13 protein-coding genes are annotated in these 13,950 nt (G+C 51.5%); 8 read left to right on the plus strand and 5 right to left on the minus strand.

The window, feature by feature from the left end:
• The first annotated feature begins 151 nt into the window (after positions 1 to 151).
• A complete protein-coding gene (locus RIF25_RS10685) occupies positions 152 to 991 on the plus strand; it encodes a prohibitin family protein (protein ID WP_322878524.1) in 840 nt (279 codons plus the stop codon).
• A 22-nt stretch (positions 992 to 1,013) separates the two neighbouring features.
• Here RIF25_RS10685 and RIF25_RS10690 read toward each other — a convergent pair whose 3' ends face one another.
• Entirely contained in the window at positions 1,014 to 3,074 is a 2,061-nt protein-coding gene (locus RIF25_RS10690; RefSeq protein WP_322878525.1) for a recombinase family protein, read from the minus strand.
• 204 nt (positions 3,075 to 3,278) lie between these two features.
• Here RIF25_RS10690 and RIF25_RS10695 point away from each other — a divergent pair, with 204 nt between their 5' ends.
• The 5 genes from RIF25_RS10695 (at position 3,279) to glmS (ending at position 8,630) form a co-directional block, all read left to right on the plus strand.
• Positions 3,279 to 4,238: a J domain-containing protein gene (locus RIF25_RS10695; RefSeq protein WP_322878526.1), complete on the plus strand. Its 960-nt coding sequence runs from the start codon at positions 3,279 to 3,281 to the stop codon at positions 4,236 to 4,238.
• A 15-nt stretch (positions 4,239 to 4,253) separates the two neighbouring features.
• Positions 4,254 to 5,477, plus strand: a complete 1,224-nt coding sequence (locus RIF25_RS10700) for an ATP phosphoribosyltransferase regulatory subunit (protein ID WP_322878527.1) — start codon at positions 4,254 to 4,256, stop codon at positions 5,475 to 5,477.
• Complete coding sequence (gene hisG, locus RIF25_RS10705; RefSeq protein WP_322878528.1) at positions 5,471 to 6,130, plus strand: ATP phosphoribosyltransferase; 660 nt, start codon at positions 5,471 to 5,473, stop codon at positions 6,128 to 6,130. The genes RIF25_RS10700 and hisG overlap by 7 nt, the downstream gene beginning before the upstream one ends.
• 151 nt (positions 6,131 to 6,281) lie before the next feature.
• On the plus strand, positions 6,282 to 6,710 hold the full coding sequence (locus RIF25_RS10710) for a hypothetical protein (protein WP_322878529.1): 429 nt from the start codon (positions 6,282 to 6,284) through the stop codon (positions 6,708 to 6,710).
• A gap of 24 nt (positions 6,711 to 6,734) precedes the next feature.
• Positions 6,735 to 8,630, plus strand: coding sequence for a glutamine--fructose-6-phosphate transaminase (isomerizing) (glmS, locus tag RIF25_RS10715; protein WP_322878530.1), 1,896 nt, complete (start codon positions 6,735 to 6,737; stop codon positions 8,628 to 8,630).
• Between the two features lie 9 nt (positions 8,631 to 8,639).
• Here the strand turns inward: glmS and RIF25_RS10720 are convergent, their stop codons facing one another.
• The 4 genes from RIF25_RS10720 to RIF25_RS10735 form a co-directional block, all read right to left on the minus strand.
• Complete coding sequence (locus RIF25_RS10720; protein WP_322878531.1) at positions 8,640 to 9,500, minus strand: hypothetical protein; 861 nt, start codon at positions 9,498 to 9,500, stop codon at positions 8,640 to 8,642.
• Positions 9,501 to 10,012: 512 nt separating this feature from the next.
• Positions 10,013 to 10,552 (minus strand): hypothetical protein, encoded by a 540-nt coding sequence (locus tag RIF25_RS10725; RefSeq protein ID WP_322878532.1) that lies wholly within the window; start codon positions 10,550 to 10,552, stop codon positions 10,013 to 10,015.
• Between the two features lie 53 nt (positions 10,553 to 10,605).
• Positions 10,606 to 11,358 carry a type 1 glutamine amidotransferase gene (locus RIF25_RS10730; RefSeq protein WP_322878533.1) on the minus strand — a complete coding sequence of 251 codons (753 nt, stop codon included), beginning with the start codon at positions 11,356 to 11,358 and terminating at the stop codon, positions 10,606 to 10,608.
• Complete coding sequence (locus RIF25_RS10735; protein WP_322878534.1) at positions 11,355 to 11,705, minus strand: TMEM165/GDT1 family protein; 351 nt, start codon at positions 11,703 to 11,705, stop codon at positions 11,355 to 11,357. The genes RIF25_RS10730 and RIF25_RS10735 overlap by 4 nt, the downstream gene beginning before the upstream one ends.
• A 155-nt stretch (positions 11,706 to 11,860) precedes the next feature.
• Between RIF25_RS10735 and RIF25_RS10740 the strand changes: the two genes are divergently transcribed.
• Positions 11,861 to 12,583 carry a Uma2 family endonuclease gene (locus tag RIF25_RS10740; RefSeq protein WP_407682394.1) on the plus strand — a complete coding sequence of 241 codons (723 nt, stop codon included), beginning with the start codon at positions 11,861 to 11,863 and terminating at the stop codon, positions 12,581 to 12,583.
• Between the two features lie 214 nt (positions 12,584 to 12,797).
• A complete protein-coding gene (nuoH, locus tag RIF25_RS10745; RefSeq protein ID WP_322878536.1) occupies positions 12,798 to 13,916 on the plus strand; it encodes an NADH-quinone oxidoreductase subunit NuoH in 1,119 nt (372 codons plus the stop codon).
• The last annotated feature ends 34 nt before the right edge of the window (positions 13,917 to 13,950 follow it).

Consider the following 13,950-nt stretch of genomic DNA (forward strand, 5'->3'; position numbering starts at 1 on the left):
TGGGTGATGTTACCAAACTGTCCTAATTCTTAATGAATTGTTGGCTGGGCTGTCTGGCCGGAAATCTCGGGTCATAATCAAAGGGTCCAAGACTGGCTGTATGGCTGCTCTTAATCTCTAGTGATCCCTTTGGGACGCGAGGCTGTGGTCTATGACTGATGTGAAAAACTGGCTAACATCCTTTGCGGGCATTGCCATTTTGGTCGGAGCGATATTTTTATTTAACTCCTTTGTGGTGATTAACCCAGGCCAGGCCGGTGTCCTCAGCATTGCCGGGAAAGCCCAAGATGTGCCGCTTTTAGAGGGGGTGCATTGGAAAGTGCCTTTTGTCTCTCGAGTGGATATTTATGATGTGACGGTGCAAAAATTTGAAGTCCCGGCCGAAAGCGCGACCCGTGACTTACAGGATTTAACCGCCAGTTTTGCGATCAATTTCCGCCTAGATCCGATTGATGTGGTCAAAGTTCGCCGCACCCAAGGGACTTTAGAAAATATTGTCGCCAAAATTATCGCCCCCCAAACCCAAGAATCCTTCAAAGTAGCAGCGGCCCGGCGGACAGCGGAGGAGGCGATTACCAAACGGGAAGAACTGAAGATGGATTTTGATCTGGCCCTCAGTCAACGCCTGGCCAAGTACAGCATTATTGTTTTGGACACCAGTGTTGTCAACCTGAGTTTTTCCAAGGAGTTTTCCCGGGCCGTTGAAGACAAACAAATTGCCGAGCAGCGGGCCCAACGCGCCGTCTATGTGGCCCAAGAAGCCGAGCAAGAGGCCCAGGCCGAGATTAACCGGGCCCAAGGGAAAGCCGAAGCTCAACGGTTATTGGCGGAAACCCTCAAAAGTGCCGGGGGGCAACTAGTCCTGCAAAAAGAAGCCATCGAGGCCTGGCGGGAAGGGGGCGCAAAAGTTCCCGATGTGTTGGTGTTTGGTGGGTCTGGAAATGATCTCCCATTTTTGTTAAACCTGACCAGTCCCAATGCCACTAAATAACTTCCTAAAGCAGCGCAACAGCCTAGGCCACCGGATTGACCAACTCCACCAGGCCCAGGAGTGGCCCCATCTGTTCTTGACCATTCACCGCCAGTTCACTGTGACACAAATAAATTCTTTCCGTGGTGCGACTGCCTATATCCACCAGTAACCGTTGGAGGCGGGCAATTTCATCATTCCAAATCTCGGCATGATCCCCAGTGGGAGAGCGCAGGAGTAAGGGACTTTGCCAACGAGTCACAAGACCGCCATTTTGCCACAGGGGCCCACCGACATCTAACCAAAACTGCCAGCGATGTTTGAGGCGGGAATTGCGATATTGAAAGGTGGTGGCAAGGGTGACAGCCGGAATCGGGCGGGGGAGGCGGGGATTGGTGGTGATGGGGGCGGTGCGAATAAAGCGAAAAAAGGTGGCCACGGCGGGATAATCCGCATAAGCGGGGCTACTGGCGGTACTGTGTTGAGCAAGACGGCGTTGGACATCCCAGTAGTGCTGGCTAATTTCCAGAAGTTTACGCAGATCTAAGATTTGGTTGTAGTTGAGGTTGCGGCTCCACAAAAACCGCTGAATGGCCCGGTCCATCATAAATACAGGACTGCGGGGAACATCGGCCAGTTGATTTTGTTGATCCTGAATCCAAGTCCGTAACCCCTCATAGGCCTGGCAGGTTTGATAGCCTAAGCGATCCCAACGGGAAAACTCGGTAGCCGCAATTAAGCTGGGGTTATCGGGATCCGGAATAAAACAATGATCCGCCAGTAAACCCGCTCGCACCGGATCAATTTCGCCTTTTTCTTGAAAGAGGACAACCAACATTTCCGCGATCGCTTCCCGCTCCAGGCCCCGCCCACATTCTGGATAAATCAAGGGCAACAGGGTCAAAATTGCCCGCACCAGGGGAGAACTAATCAGGGGGCGTTGGTCATTGAGGGCATAGAGGGGAATCCCGGCCTGGTTGAGGTTTTGACTCAGGATGTAACGGGCAATGGCATCTAAGCCGGGGCCAATAATGGCAATCTCAGCCGGGGTGATGGTTTGGGACTGGACAGCCTGGGTAATTGTACCGGCAACGGTGGTTAGTAACTCCATCCGAGAGGCGGTTTGGAGAGATTGCAGGGTTTCCGGAAGTTGGGGCCGGGCATCCGTTAACCAATAGGAGACTAGGGCCTGAGGATCGCCACCCAGGACAGATTGATCCCGATCGGGCAACTGTTCGACCCGACAAAACGCGGCTAACCCCGCCAAATAATCAGGATCTGCCCCCAGGCCCAGCCGACACCCACCGGACGGATTAAAGGTAAACACTCCCCTCACCCTTTGGGCTAATAAAACCTGGAACAAATCTCGGGCAAGGGCCGGGTAATTATCCAGATCATCTGCTAAGACCGCATCATAGCGTTGGCGCAGTTGGGCCTGGTAATGGGCTTGGGGGAGGAGAACTTGGCCATACAACTCCAATAAAATCCCGTAGGTCAACAGGCCCCGCGCCAAGCACCAACTCCGCCACTGCAAAATGGCCTGGGTGATTGCCGCCCCCAAATCTGGATCATAGTCTGCCCGTGTCACCAGCAACTCCCCCAATCCAGCCAGGGGTAAACCCGCAAAAGCCGCCAGTTCCATCAAGTTAATCAGATTTTGAACAACAAGGGGGGCTGATTCCGAAATGGCGCGAAATACCCCTGCATCTAACTCGGGTGACCATAATTTCAGGGCTAAATACTGCTCTGTTTCCGCTTGCAACCGCACAGGCATTAGGCCAGGAATATTTAGATGTTGAACAATTAAAGGCCAAAACAGAATCACCTCTTCCGGGAAAAAGCCCAGGGGGGTAGTGACGCTTAGGGGAAGGCCCTGGCCAATGGTTTGACTGATGCGCTCCCGTAACCGCTGCCCGTTTTCGGCATTGGCCGCCATAATCAAAACCTTGCGGGCCAGTTCTCCCCGACGTGGATAGGCAGTCCCGCCTGGGAGTTGGGTCTGGTTGATCCAGGTTTTTAATTCCCTCACCAAGCGAGTGGTTTTACCGGACTGAACTCCCCCACAAATCCAAAGCGCAGGGGCGGGGGCAGAGGTGCTGGACATAGCTGTTAGTTTGAGGTAGCTGGGCCTGGCTGAAAATTACCTTAACCTAAGCTGACAGGGAGTAGGTCATAGACGGGGGAGGAATGTCATTGAACCCTCTGCTGATCTGGGACTATGGTATCTAGTTGGGGGCCGGTATGATTTGATAGATTGGGGTGCAGAGACTTCAGTTGCGATATCCCATCACAGAGCTTGAGTGTAGCAATGTCCTTTGAGATTAATCGGGGCCTGGGAAAATTCAATTCAGCCAAAGACTATCATGCCGCCCTGGGACTCCCCCTAGGAGCCGATGCTGCTCAGATTCGCAAGCAATACTTAAAAATTGCCCGAAACCTACATCCAGATAGTCGCAGTAATGATGAATCTCAGCAGTTGGCTAGCCAAATTCTATCAAAACTCGTTAACCCAGCTTATCAACTGCTCACCCAAGAAAAACAGCGGGAGGAGTATGAAGTCATTCTCCGGCTCTTAGGACAACAGTTGGTGAATGGGCAAATTCCCTTAAACCAATCGAATCCAGCCGTAACAGCAATCATGACCGCCCCCGATTATGAAGCTATTTATTTGTCGTCCCTAGAAGCATTGGCTAATCAGCAGTACGAAAACCTAGCGGCTAGCGTGGCTATTACAGGACAGATTAGTGAGCTAAATCTAGCCCTTTTGTGGCGACAACATGGGGGTTCAACTGGAGCAACCGCAGTCCCTCAACCGACTGTCACCAGTGCCACACCACCGACTCCATCGACTCCGACCATGCCAGGGAGTTCTCCGCCCCCAATAGCAGTTTCCTCCAGTAAGGCAACCCAAAGCGGGACTGACCAATATACGGAGCAATACTATCGGCGAGCCGAAGAGTTTTTTCGGAAAAATAGTTTTCAACAGGCCATTAAGGAACTGCGGGATGCCCTCAAACTCAATCCCAACAGTAGTCGCTGCCATGCCTTAATGGGGCAAACCTATCTCAAGCAGGGACAAATTACAATGGCCAAGGTTCACTTTAACCAGGCCCTGAAAATTAACCCCCAAGAAGCCCAGGCCGTCACAGGAATAGAGACGATTACTAAGGCCGAACGGCGGGCCCAACAAAAGTCCAAGCAAACGATTCCGCCCAAATCCTCCGGTGGGGGTCTGTTTGGTAGTTTATTTAAGAAAAAAGATAAGTAGGATAGCCAGAAGACTATGGTTTATCAACCTCCCACGGGTGGGCGCGACTTACTGCCCTTAGACGTGGCCCAACAACGCTGGATTGAACACCACCTGGAGCAAACCTTTCAACGTTGGGGCTATCACGAAATTGTTACACCAACCATAGAACGCTTGGATACACTCATGGCAGGTGGGGCGGTGCGGCCGGAAACGGTGATGCATGTGCAAGATCCAGATTCCGATTGGTTAGGGTTGCGCCCAGAATTAACGGCTTCGATTGCCAGAGCAGCGGTGACTCGATTAGCCGGTACTCCCTTACCCCAACGCCTCTACTACAAGGCCAATGTCTTTCGCCGGGCCAGTACGAAGGGCTTGAACCGCCGCCAAGAGTTTTTCCAGGCCGGGGTTGAACTAATTGGTGGGTTGGGCTTGCGGGCTGATGCAGAAATTTTATTTTTACTCCAAGACTGTTTGCAAACCTTAAATCTCCAGGCCTGGTCAGTCCTCCTGGGAGATGCGGGTCTTACCCAATGCTTATTAAATACCTTTCCCCCGGCCTGGCAGTCCCAAATTCGTCATCACTTGGCCCAATTGGATCGAGTCGCCCTCTTAGAATTGCCTCTGCCCAATGATATCCGCACAAAAGTCTTAGAACTCCTCAATCTGCGCGGCCCCGCCGATCTGGTGATGGCCAAACTCCAGGCCTGGCCCTTAGATCAAGCCGGAAATCAACGGCTCCAGGCCCTGGCGCAGTTATTGGCCATCATCGGCGATCAACTCAACATCATCCTTGACTTGAGCCTGATACAAACCTTTGATTACTACACGGGCATTGTTTGGGATGTGGTGGCCTATGCCGAGGGTGATTTAAGGGTGATTGCCCAAGGGGGCCGCTATGACCAACTCTTGGGAACCTACAGCCCGGAAGCCCAGTCTCAACCCGGTATTGGTTTTGTTTTTAACTTGGAGAACCTCCAACAGAGTCTTGGGAATCAAGGGCAATTACCCCAGCAGCCCCCCCGCAGTCATTGGTTAGTTGTGCCGACATCAGAGCCAGCCCTCAAAGCCAGCTTTACCCATGCCCAGACCCTGCGCCTTGAGGGAGAAGTACGCGCCGAAATTGCCCTAGATCCCCTCAGCCCGGCTGAAATTCGCGCCTATGCCCAACGCCAGCAGATTCCCTACATTGCCTGGGTGAATGAAGCCGGTCAGCCAAGGGTGGAAATTGTCAGTGAGGGGGAGGTCGTACCATGTTAACCATTGCTATGCCCAAGGGTGCGCTCCTCAAAGACAGTATTAAAACCCTGAGCTTGATTGGCCTGGACTTTTCAGCCCTCTTAGATAATTCCCATCGCCAACTGCAAATCCTCGATCCCAGTGGCCAGGCCCGCGCCTTATTAGTCCGCGCCCAAGATGTCCCCGTCTATGTGGAATATGGCCAGGCCCAGTTGGGCATTGTTGGGTATGACGTGCTGAAGGAAAAACAGCCCCAGGTGGCCCAAATTGCGGATCTCAAGTTTGGGGGTTGTCGGTTATCGGTGGCCGTCAAGCAAACCAGTCCCTACAAATCAGCCCGAGATCTGCCCCCCCAGGCCCGGGTTGCCTCTAAATTTGTCAAATGTGCCGCTGATTACTTTCAAGCCCTCGATTTACCTGTGGAAGTGGTTCCCCTGTCTGGTTCGGTGGAATTGGGGCCCTTAACAGGGATGGCCGAAGCTATTGTGGATTTAGTCTCCACTGGCCGCACCCTCAAAGAGAATGGCTTAATTGAACTAGAACAGTTGTTTTACAGCACCGCCCGCCTCATTGCCCACCCCCTCAGTTACCGTTTGGACAGTGAACAATGCCGGGCCTGGGCTGAGGAGATTTTAGGGATCAATGAATGCATGGAGTCAGCCCTTAAGCCGTAGTCAAGGCAGCCAACTCTGAGAGAAAGCTGTAATGTTCTGTTACAAATCAGTGTCCCTGTGACAATTCTTAAAAAAAGGACTATAGTTTAGGGCAGTGTTGGGCGGTCAATCTGTTTCTTCCTAATGTCTTTAGTATTTGTGGTGTGTGGTAATGAGCTTTAATCCAAAACGTAAATTTCACGTTACCGAGCCGGAATGGGCTGGCCTGGTCAATTCCCGGCAACAGCTGGAGCAATCCTTCGCCTCAGAACTACCGGAGCCTACTGCATCTTGGGACAGCCAAACCCAGTTAGAACAAGAACAGTCCATGGTTCAACAACAAGCAGCCGAAATTAGGCGTTTACGGGTCCAAGTCCGTTATCTCCAGGCCCAGTTAGTCAATCCTGCTGCCCCAGCCCATCTTAAACCGGCAACTGTGAAGGCACAAACTCCCCCCGCCATCCTCCCCCATGCCACCAACTGGGCAGAACTGACCCCGGCCTGGCAAAATGGGGATTTAGGCATTCGTCCTTGGCAAGCTGAACCCATCCGTTCACAGCGGCGGGCCCAAGTTGAATTACCCCACTTTGCCCGGCGTTAACCCCCCTCTCCAAAGGAGTTATTCATGTGCGGCATTGTTGGCTACATTGGCCCGCGTCCGGCGGCGGAAGTGCTGTTAGAAGGTCTCCGCAAACTGGAATATCGGGGCTACGATTCAGCGGGGATTGCAGCGGTCTGGGAAGGAGAACTTCACTGTATTCGGGCCAAGGGTAAACTCCATAATCTCCAAGAAAAATTAGACAAGCTCCACCTCCCGGCCCGGATTGGCATTGGTCACACCCGCTGGGCCACCCACGGTAAACCGGAAGAATATAATGCCCATCCCCACCGAGATGCCAGTGGCCGTTTGGCCGTTGTCCAAAATGGGATTATTGAAAACTATCGCGAACTGCGGGAAAACCTCAAAGCCAAGGGCTATCTCTTCACCTCGGACACGGACACGGAAGTCATTCCCCATTTGATTGCGGATTTTCTCAAAATATCTGCTCCCAACACAAACAGTCATCATCACGGCCTGTTAGACGCAGTGCGGCAAGCGGTGCAACATCTCCAGGGAGCCTTTGCCATTGCTGTGGTTTCCGCGGATTTCCCCGATGAGTTAATTGTGGCCCGTCAGCAAGCGCCCCTCGTTTTGGGCTTTGGGGAAGGGGAATTTTTCTGTGCCTCTGATACTCCCGCCCTAGTGCCCTATACCCGCGCCGTCTTGCCCCTCGAAAATGGGGAAATTGCCTGTTTAAGCCCCACCGGAGCCGAGATTTACGACTTTTCTGGGCAACGCCTCCGTAAAACCCCCCGCACCTTGAATTGGAATCCGGTTTTAGTCGAAAAGCAGGGCTTCAAACACTATATGCTCAAAGAAATTTATGAGCAGCCGGGGGTCGTTCGCACCTGTTTGGAATATTACTTGCGGGATGATTGGCGACCGGATGCCGACTTTAGCCCCATCAAATTAAACTTATCTCCGGCCCTCCTCGCTGATTTAGAGCAGGTGCAGATTTTGGCCTGTGGCACGAGTTGGCACGCCGGATTGGTGGGTAAATATCTGTTGGAAGACTTAGCCCAAATTCCCACCAGCGTTCAATATGCCTCCGAGTTTCGCTATGCCCCCCCGCCCGTGACCCGCCAGACCCTGACCATTGGGGTGACTCAATCTGGGGAAACCGCCGATACCTTAGCGGCCTTGGAGTTGGAGCTACATCGCCGGGCTAATTTGAGGTCAGAACTACAACCGCGTCTATTGGGAATTACAAATCGCCCCGAAAGTAGCTTAGGTCATCTTGTCTCCGAGATTATTGATACCCATGCCGGGATTGAAATTGGGGTGGCCGCAACTAAAACCTTTGTCGCCCAGTTGTTAGCGTTTTATTTGTTGGCTCTGGATCTGGCCTGGCAACGGCAAACCCTTGATCATTCCCGTTTAGGCGCAATCATTGATCAACTGCGGCAACTGCCGGCCCAAGTCGAGCAAATTCTCGAAAGTCAGGAACGCTATATTGAAACCCTGTCCCATGACTTTGCTGATACCCAAGACTTTATTTTCCTCGGACGTGGGATTAACTTCCCCATTGCCCTTGAGGGAGCCTTAAAACTGAAGGAAATTAGCTATATCCATGCGGAAGGCTATCCGGCCGGGGAAATGAAACATGGGCCGATTGCCTTGCTGGATGCGAAAGTGCCGGTGGTGACGATTGCGATGCCGGGGATTGTGTTTGAGAAAGTTCTCTCCAATGCCCAGGAGGCTCGGGCCCGCGATGCACGCTTAATTGGGGTGACACCGATGGAGGAACAGGAGGCTCGCGATACCTTTGATGCCCTCTTGCCGGTGCCGGAAGTAGATGAGTTATTGTCCCCAATTTTGACGGTGATTCCCCTCCAACTGCTGGCCTATCACATTGCGGCAAGGCGGGGTCTGGATGTGGATCAACCCCGGAATTTGGCCAAGTCAGTCACGGTTGAGTAAGCCAATTGATTATTTTGCAGGTGATAGCAGCGTTGGAGATTGGGCTTGACTGTTGGGAGTCAGGGTTTGGCCATAGACTCGGGGGCGGTCACTGGGCCTGGCTAACATTTCCTGCTGGCGGTTGACGGCCCAAACTTGGGTTTTCGGATCTCCCATTGTGGTGGTTTGAAATAAGATTTGATCCGGTTGCTCCTGACTCCAACCCAAAAGAGTCGCATGATCATAATCTACAGACTGGGGCCAGACAGCGGTTAGGGTTTGTTGGGGACGAGACCAAATCACGGCCACATCGGAGGCGAAATCCGTGGAAAACAGGCCTTGAAAGTGACGAATCAGGAGTTGCTCACCGGATGCTGACCAGCCGACCGGCCAGAGAACGGCAATTAAGCCCGCTCCATCAGGGGGTAAGTCTTGGCGTAATTCTGGATCAATGAGGCTGGTACTTTGCCATTGTTGTACCGCTTGGGTTTGGGTGTTGGTAATTGTCAGAGTGCTGGTGAGTTGATTCTGGGCAAAGTTAGGGTGGGCCTGGAAAATCAACTCGGCCTGGGCCTGGTAAAGACCATCGGGAGAAATGAAAGTGGCTGTTTTTTGAGAATAGGTTTGGGCCTGGTGACTAAGGGCCGCTAACTTTTGTTGTGCAACGATCCAGGCCCAGGGTAATGGAAACGGGCTTTTGAGGGGATCCGCTGCGGGTAGAGATTGGCTTGGGGAGACTAGCGTAGATTCAATGGGAGTGGGTGACTGATGCTGAGCTAACACAGGCCCAGAGAGATGCCAAACCAGGCCCCCCGTCCAGAGGAGAGACATGGCCACTAAGCTGGGGAGAGGAACCCGGATTCCAGAGGCGAACAATTGCGCTGTAGTCATGATCAGCCACCTCACCTGAAAATTGCTTTGAATATTAAAGTTAAAAACTAACGAGGCAAATAAAATTAATGTGAGGCAAAAAACCAGTAGATTTTAGGAGTTCAGGCCTAAACCCCAAGATTCTCAAGCTCATCAGACCCAGTGGGGCAACCCGATCCAGGCCTGGGAAGATTGGAGAAAACCAATAAGTCCATCGCTATTTTTTAAGATAACAATTGAGATCAAGGCAAAAGGCTGCCTTTACCAAAAGTTACCTGGACTATGGGCCTATGGTTCAGAGGTTTTGCTCAGTCACACTCACTTCAACATAGGCTTGATGTTTGGTGCTGAAAATGATCCACATCATCCAGGCCTGTGATCTGGATCAAGCCACGTGCTTACAACCTGAATCTGCCAACCTATAGCGTTACTCATTGAGGGTGAGAGGGGAACCAGTCAGAAAATGCTGGATGGACAGTCTTTTTGACATTTCTATTCCCTCAGAACAGTCTGCGTAACGCTATAGGGCCTGATTAACCATCCCGATGAGTCAAAAGAGTCCGGCGGCGGCGGGGCATTTCCAATAACAGCCAGAGGGAGTAGAGACTGGCTAAACAACTCAGTCCAAAAATTAAGAGGCGGATGTAGATAGATACCGAGGTGGGGGAGGGAAAGAGAATCCCGCGAATGAAGGCATTACCCAGGCCACTGACATTAAACAGGACATGGATCACCAGGGCGGCAAAATCCTCCGAGCGGCGGGAACGTTCTAATTCAATCGCGTTAAACTTGTGCCAAATCGGGAAATCTGAGTCCTGGTGGCTAATTAAGATTTGCTGGTAGAGGAGAATTTGGGTCATAACCTGTTGGTGGTGAATCAGCAGCAAGTTAATCACTAGAGAGATAAAGGAAATCCCGACACTGGCAAAGGCAAAATTGGCATCCGCAAGGGAAACCCCAAAAATAGTTGTTGCCACAGTGATAAAGGTCAGAAAGGCCCGATTCCGCACCTGTAGGCGTGTGTTGTATTCATCACTGGTGGATTTGAACAGGTCGGAAGCGGACAGGCCCATTGGTTAAGATCCAAAAATAAATGAACCAGCAGTGATCACAGTTCTGGCGGCGACTATCCCTCGGCGGCCAAGGCAGACAGCAGAATCCGATCTACGAAGGCCCCAATGAGTTGGTTGGCAATGGGGGTTTCTTGGGTAGAGTTGGCCAGTTCTCGCCATGCATCGGGATTCTCAAAGTAGCGATCACAATAGCGGCTAATCCGGGCAATCAAATCCGTCCGATCCACCTCAGGGTGAAACTGAAAGGCATAAAACGGTTGTCCGGGTAAAGTAAAACCATGATAGGGACAAAGCTGGGAATAGGCGAGGTGAATGGCTTGGGGTGGGAGGGACAGGGCTCGTTCTTGGTGGCCAGAAATGGCTAAAAATTCTGAAGGTAAGGTTTGACAGAGGGGATCTGCGGCGGCGTTGGGTGTGAGATAAATCGGATAAGTGCCCATTTCCATATGATCACGGTCTAAAATCACCCGCCCACCGAGAGCTTCCACCGCTAATTGAAAGCCGAAACAGGAGGCAAAGACGGGGATTCGCTGTTCAAGGCAATCAAGAATGAGGGCCTGGGAAGGGAGCACAAAGGGATATAAATCCGGCTTCAGGACACTGGCATCACTGGAGCCACCAATAAACAAAGCATGATGGCCCTGAATCACCGTTGGGGAAAACTCGGCCTGATCAAACCCATTGAGAATGGTAAATTGCTCCGGGCGTAAACCACTATAGCGGCTAAATTCGGCTAGTTCCTCTTGTTGTGTTGGGGGATCATTCCGGGCCTGGAGAAGCAAGATCCGCAGCGAGTGCCGATTCATGGTGCTGAGATTTCGGAGGAAGCCCGATCATCTGGGCTATGCTCGGATTCTGAAGACAAGTCAATGACCAGAGGAGAACTCGGCTGCCAGAGCAAATATAAGCCAAGGAGAGCAAAGCCAATCGCCGCAATGGATTTGAGCAATGGGGCCGGGAGGATCTGCGACACTTGGCCGCCCAGGAGTACCCCTAAAAAGCTAGTGAATACGAGGCCACTGGCCACACCTAAAAAGGCTAATCGGGGCGAGCGGGCATTTCCCCCTAAGGTAATTGCGGCCAATTGACTTTTATCCCCCAACTCGGAAAGGAAAACCATTACAAAGCTGACCCCCAATAGCTGCCAATTCATCACTGCATCCTCTGTAGTGTCAACGTTAACTCCCAAAAATAAAATCTCGATTCGGTAGCTATTTTAGCCCACTCTCCCAGGCCTGCCCCAACCACCTGCCAAATCTCTGAAATATAGTGAAGTTAACGAGAGCCAATCCCCCAGAATTAGATGCCATGGTTGCCAGCCCCGAAACCCAAACCAATTTTGAGCTTGAACCAGACATAACTTTTCCCCCAACTGATTTATGGAGTGATGAGCCACCCTTGGAATCTGACTTTCACCGCGATCAAATTGAAATCCTCATTCACCTGCTCAAACGCTATTGGCACGACCGCACGGATTTTTATGTGACGGGCAACCTGACAATTTATTACAACGAACAACAACTCAGGAAGCGAGAGTTCCGGGGCCCTGACTTCTTTGTAGTGCTGGATACTGAGCTAAAAGAGCGGCGCAGTTGGGTTGTCTGGGGGGAAGGGGGCAAATATCCAAACTTAATCATTGAAATTCTCTCCAAGAGTACAGCCACGGTAGATAAAACCACCAAAAAAGACCTGTATCAGAATACGTTTCGGACTCCTGAGTATTTCTGGCTAGACCCCAATGGCCTGGAGTTGACGGGGTTTCGCTTAGGCAATGGGGTATATCAACCGCTTGTAGCCAATGAGCAGGGGTGGCTGTGGAGTGAGGAATTGCAGCTCTACTTAGGGATTACCCAGGCCCGACTGCGATTTTTGACTCCAGAAGGCGAGTTAATTCCCACGGCCGCTGAAGCAGAGCAGACTGAACGCCAACGGGCTGACCTAGAGCAAGAACGGGCCGACCAAGAATATCAACGGGGAGAGCGGTTGGCGGCTAAATTGCGAGAATTGGGGGTTGATCCCAGTGAAATTTGAATCCGATCAAGTCGGAGTCTCAAGCTACCAGGCCGGGTCAAGGTCTTTACTCATTTTCCATAGATTCACCTCAATTCCCAAAAGCAGAAGTATTAGTGGAAACTATATCAGGAGTTAAGAAGTTTCAATAGCTCCCTATTCCAGGCCTGGTGGGAAAACACTATATACTGAGAGGCGTTCATCCACAGGGCTGTCGTGTCCGGCAAGTGTTCTTATGGAAAATGGCATTGATCTCCAGGGGCAGTTACGAGCGGCCTTAGAGGCATTAGGGCTAACCCCAGGCCTGGCCAAGTTAATTTGGCTACCTTTACCCATGTTGTTAATGTTAGTCGTGGCCACCGTGGGGGTATTAATTTCGGTTTGGTTAGAGCGAAAAATCTCAGCGGCTGTCCAACAACGGATTGGCCCAGAATACATTGGCCCCTTGGGCATCTTGGCCCCCCTAGCCGATGGCTTGAAGCTGGTCTTCAAAGAAGATGTGATTCCAACCCAGACCGATGGACTGCTTTTTACCCTGGGGCCAATCTTGGTAGTCGTTCCCGTTTTTTTGTCCTATGTCATTGTGCCCTTTGGGCAAAACTTGCTGCTGTCTAATATTGGGATGGGGGTATTTTTATGGATCGCCCTCTCCAGCATTGCCCCAATTGGGTTATTGATGTCTGGTTATTCCTCCAATAATAAATACTCCTTGCTCGGGGGGTTACGAGCCGCAGCCCAATCCATTAGTTATGAAATTCCCCTGGCCTTGGCGGTCTTGGCGGTGGCGATGATGTCCAATGGCCTAGGGACGGTGGAAATTGTTGAGCAGCAATCCGGCTATGGCATTCTCGGTTGGAATGTTTGGCGACAGCCCATCGGATTTTTAATTTTTTGGATTGCGGCCCTCGCTGAATGTGAACGTCTCCCCTTTGACTTGCCGGAAGCGGAAGAGGAACTGGTGGCTGGGTATCAAACCGAATATTCGGGGATGAAATTTGCCCTGTTCTACCTGGGCTCCTATGTGAACTTAGTCCTTTCTGCCCTCCTGGTTGCCGTCCTCTATTTTGGGGGCTGGGATTTCCCAATTCCGCTGGATCAACTGGCAAGCTGGTTGGGCATTAGTGACACCAATCCCTTTTTCCAAATTGGCATGGCGGTGTTGGGGATTACGATGACCCTCCTAAAAGCCTATTTCTTTATCTTCTTGGCTATTCTCCTGCGGTGGACAGTTCCTCGGGTACGGATTGACCAGTTACTCGATTTAGGTTGGAAGTTTTTATTGCCTGTCGGCCTGGTCAATTTATTGCTGACAGCGGGGTTGAAACTCACCTTTCCCTTTGCCTTTGGGGGTTAGTTGCTCTCTGTTCCTTAGAGTCTAATTTGATATT

Origin of the sequence: Pseudocalidococcus azoricus BACA0444 (assembly GCF_031729055.1) — a bacterium.
GTDB lineage: Bacteria > Cyanobacteriota > Cyanobacteriia > Thermosynechococcales > Thermosynechococcaceae > Pseudocalidococcus > Pseudocalidococcus azoricus.

What these genes read in the sequence shown, in the direction of transcription:
- RIF25_RS10685 (WP_322878524.1), top strand. Translation starts at nt 152, where the DNA reads ATGACTGATGTGAAAAACTGGCTAACATCCTTTGCGGGCATTGCCATT.
- RIF25_RS10690 (WP_322878525.1), bottom strand. Translation starts at nt 3,074, where the DNA reads ATGTCCAGCACCTCTGCCCCCGCCCCTGCGCTTTGGATTTGTGGGGGA.
- RIF25_RS10695 (WP_322878526.1), top strand. Translation starts at nt 3,279, where the DNA reads ATGTCCTTTGAGATTAATCGGGGCCTGGGAAAATTCAATTCAGCCAAA.
- RIF25_RS10700 (WP_322878527.1), top strand. Translation starts at nt 4,254, where the DNA reads ATGGTTTATCAACCTCCCACGGGTGGGCGCGACTTACTGCCCTTAGAC.
- hisG (WP_322878528.1), top strand. Translation starts at nt 5,471, where the DNA reads ATGTTAACCATTGCTATGCCCAAGGGTGCGCTCCTCAAAGACAGTATT.
- RIF25_RS10710 (WP_322878529.1), top strand. Translation starts at nt 6,282, where the DNA reads ATGAGCTTTAATCCAAAACGTAAATTTCACGTTACCGAGCCGGAATGG.
- glmS (WP_322878530.1), top strand. Translation starts at nt 6,735, where the DNA reads ATGTGCGGCATTGTTGGCTACATTGGCCCGCGTCCGGCGGCGGAAGTG.
- RIF25_RS10720 (WP_322878531.1), bottom strand. Translation starts at nt 9,500, where the DNA reads ATGACTACAGCGCAATTGTTCGCCTCTGGAATCCGGGTTCCTCTCCCC.
- RIF25_RS10725 (WP_322878532.1), bottom strand. Translation starts at nt 10,552, where the DNA reads ATGGGCCTGTCCGCTTCCGACCTGTTCAAATCCACCAGTGATGAATAC.
- RIF25_RS10730 (WP_322878533.1), bottom strand. Translation starts at nt 11,358, where the DNA reads ATGAATCGGCACTCGCTGCGGATCTTGCTTCTCCAGGCCCGGAATGAT.
- RIF25_RS10735 (WP_322878534.1), bottom strand. Translation starts at nt 11,705, where the DNA reads ATGAATTGGCAGCTATTGGGGGTCAGCTTTGTAATGGTTTTCCTTTCC.
- RIF25_RS10740 (WP_407682394.1), top strand. Translation starts at nt 11,861, where the DNA reads ATGGTTGCCAGCCCCGAAACCCAAACCAATTTTGAGCTTGAACCAGAC.
- nuoH (WP_322878536.1), top strand. Translation starts at nt 12,798, where the DNA reads ATGGAAAATGGCATTGATCTCCAGGGGCAGTTACGAGCGGCCTTAGAG.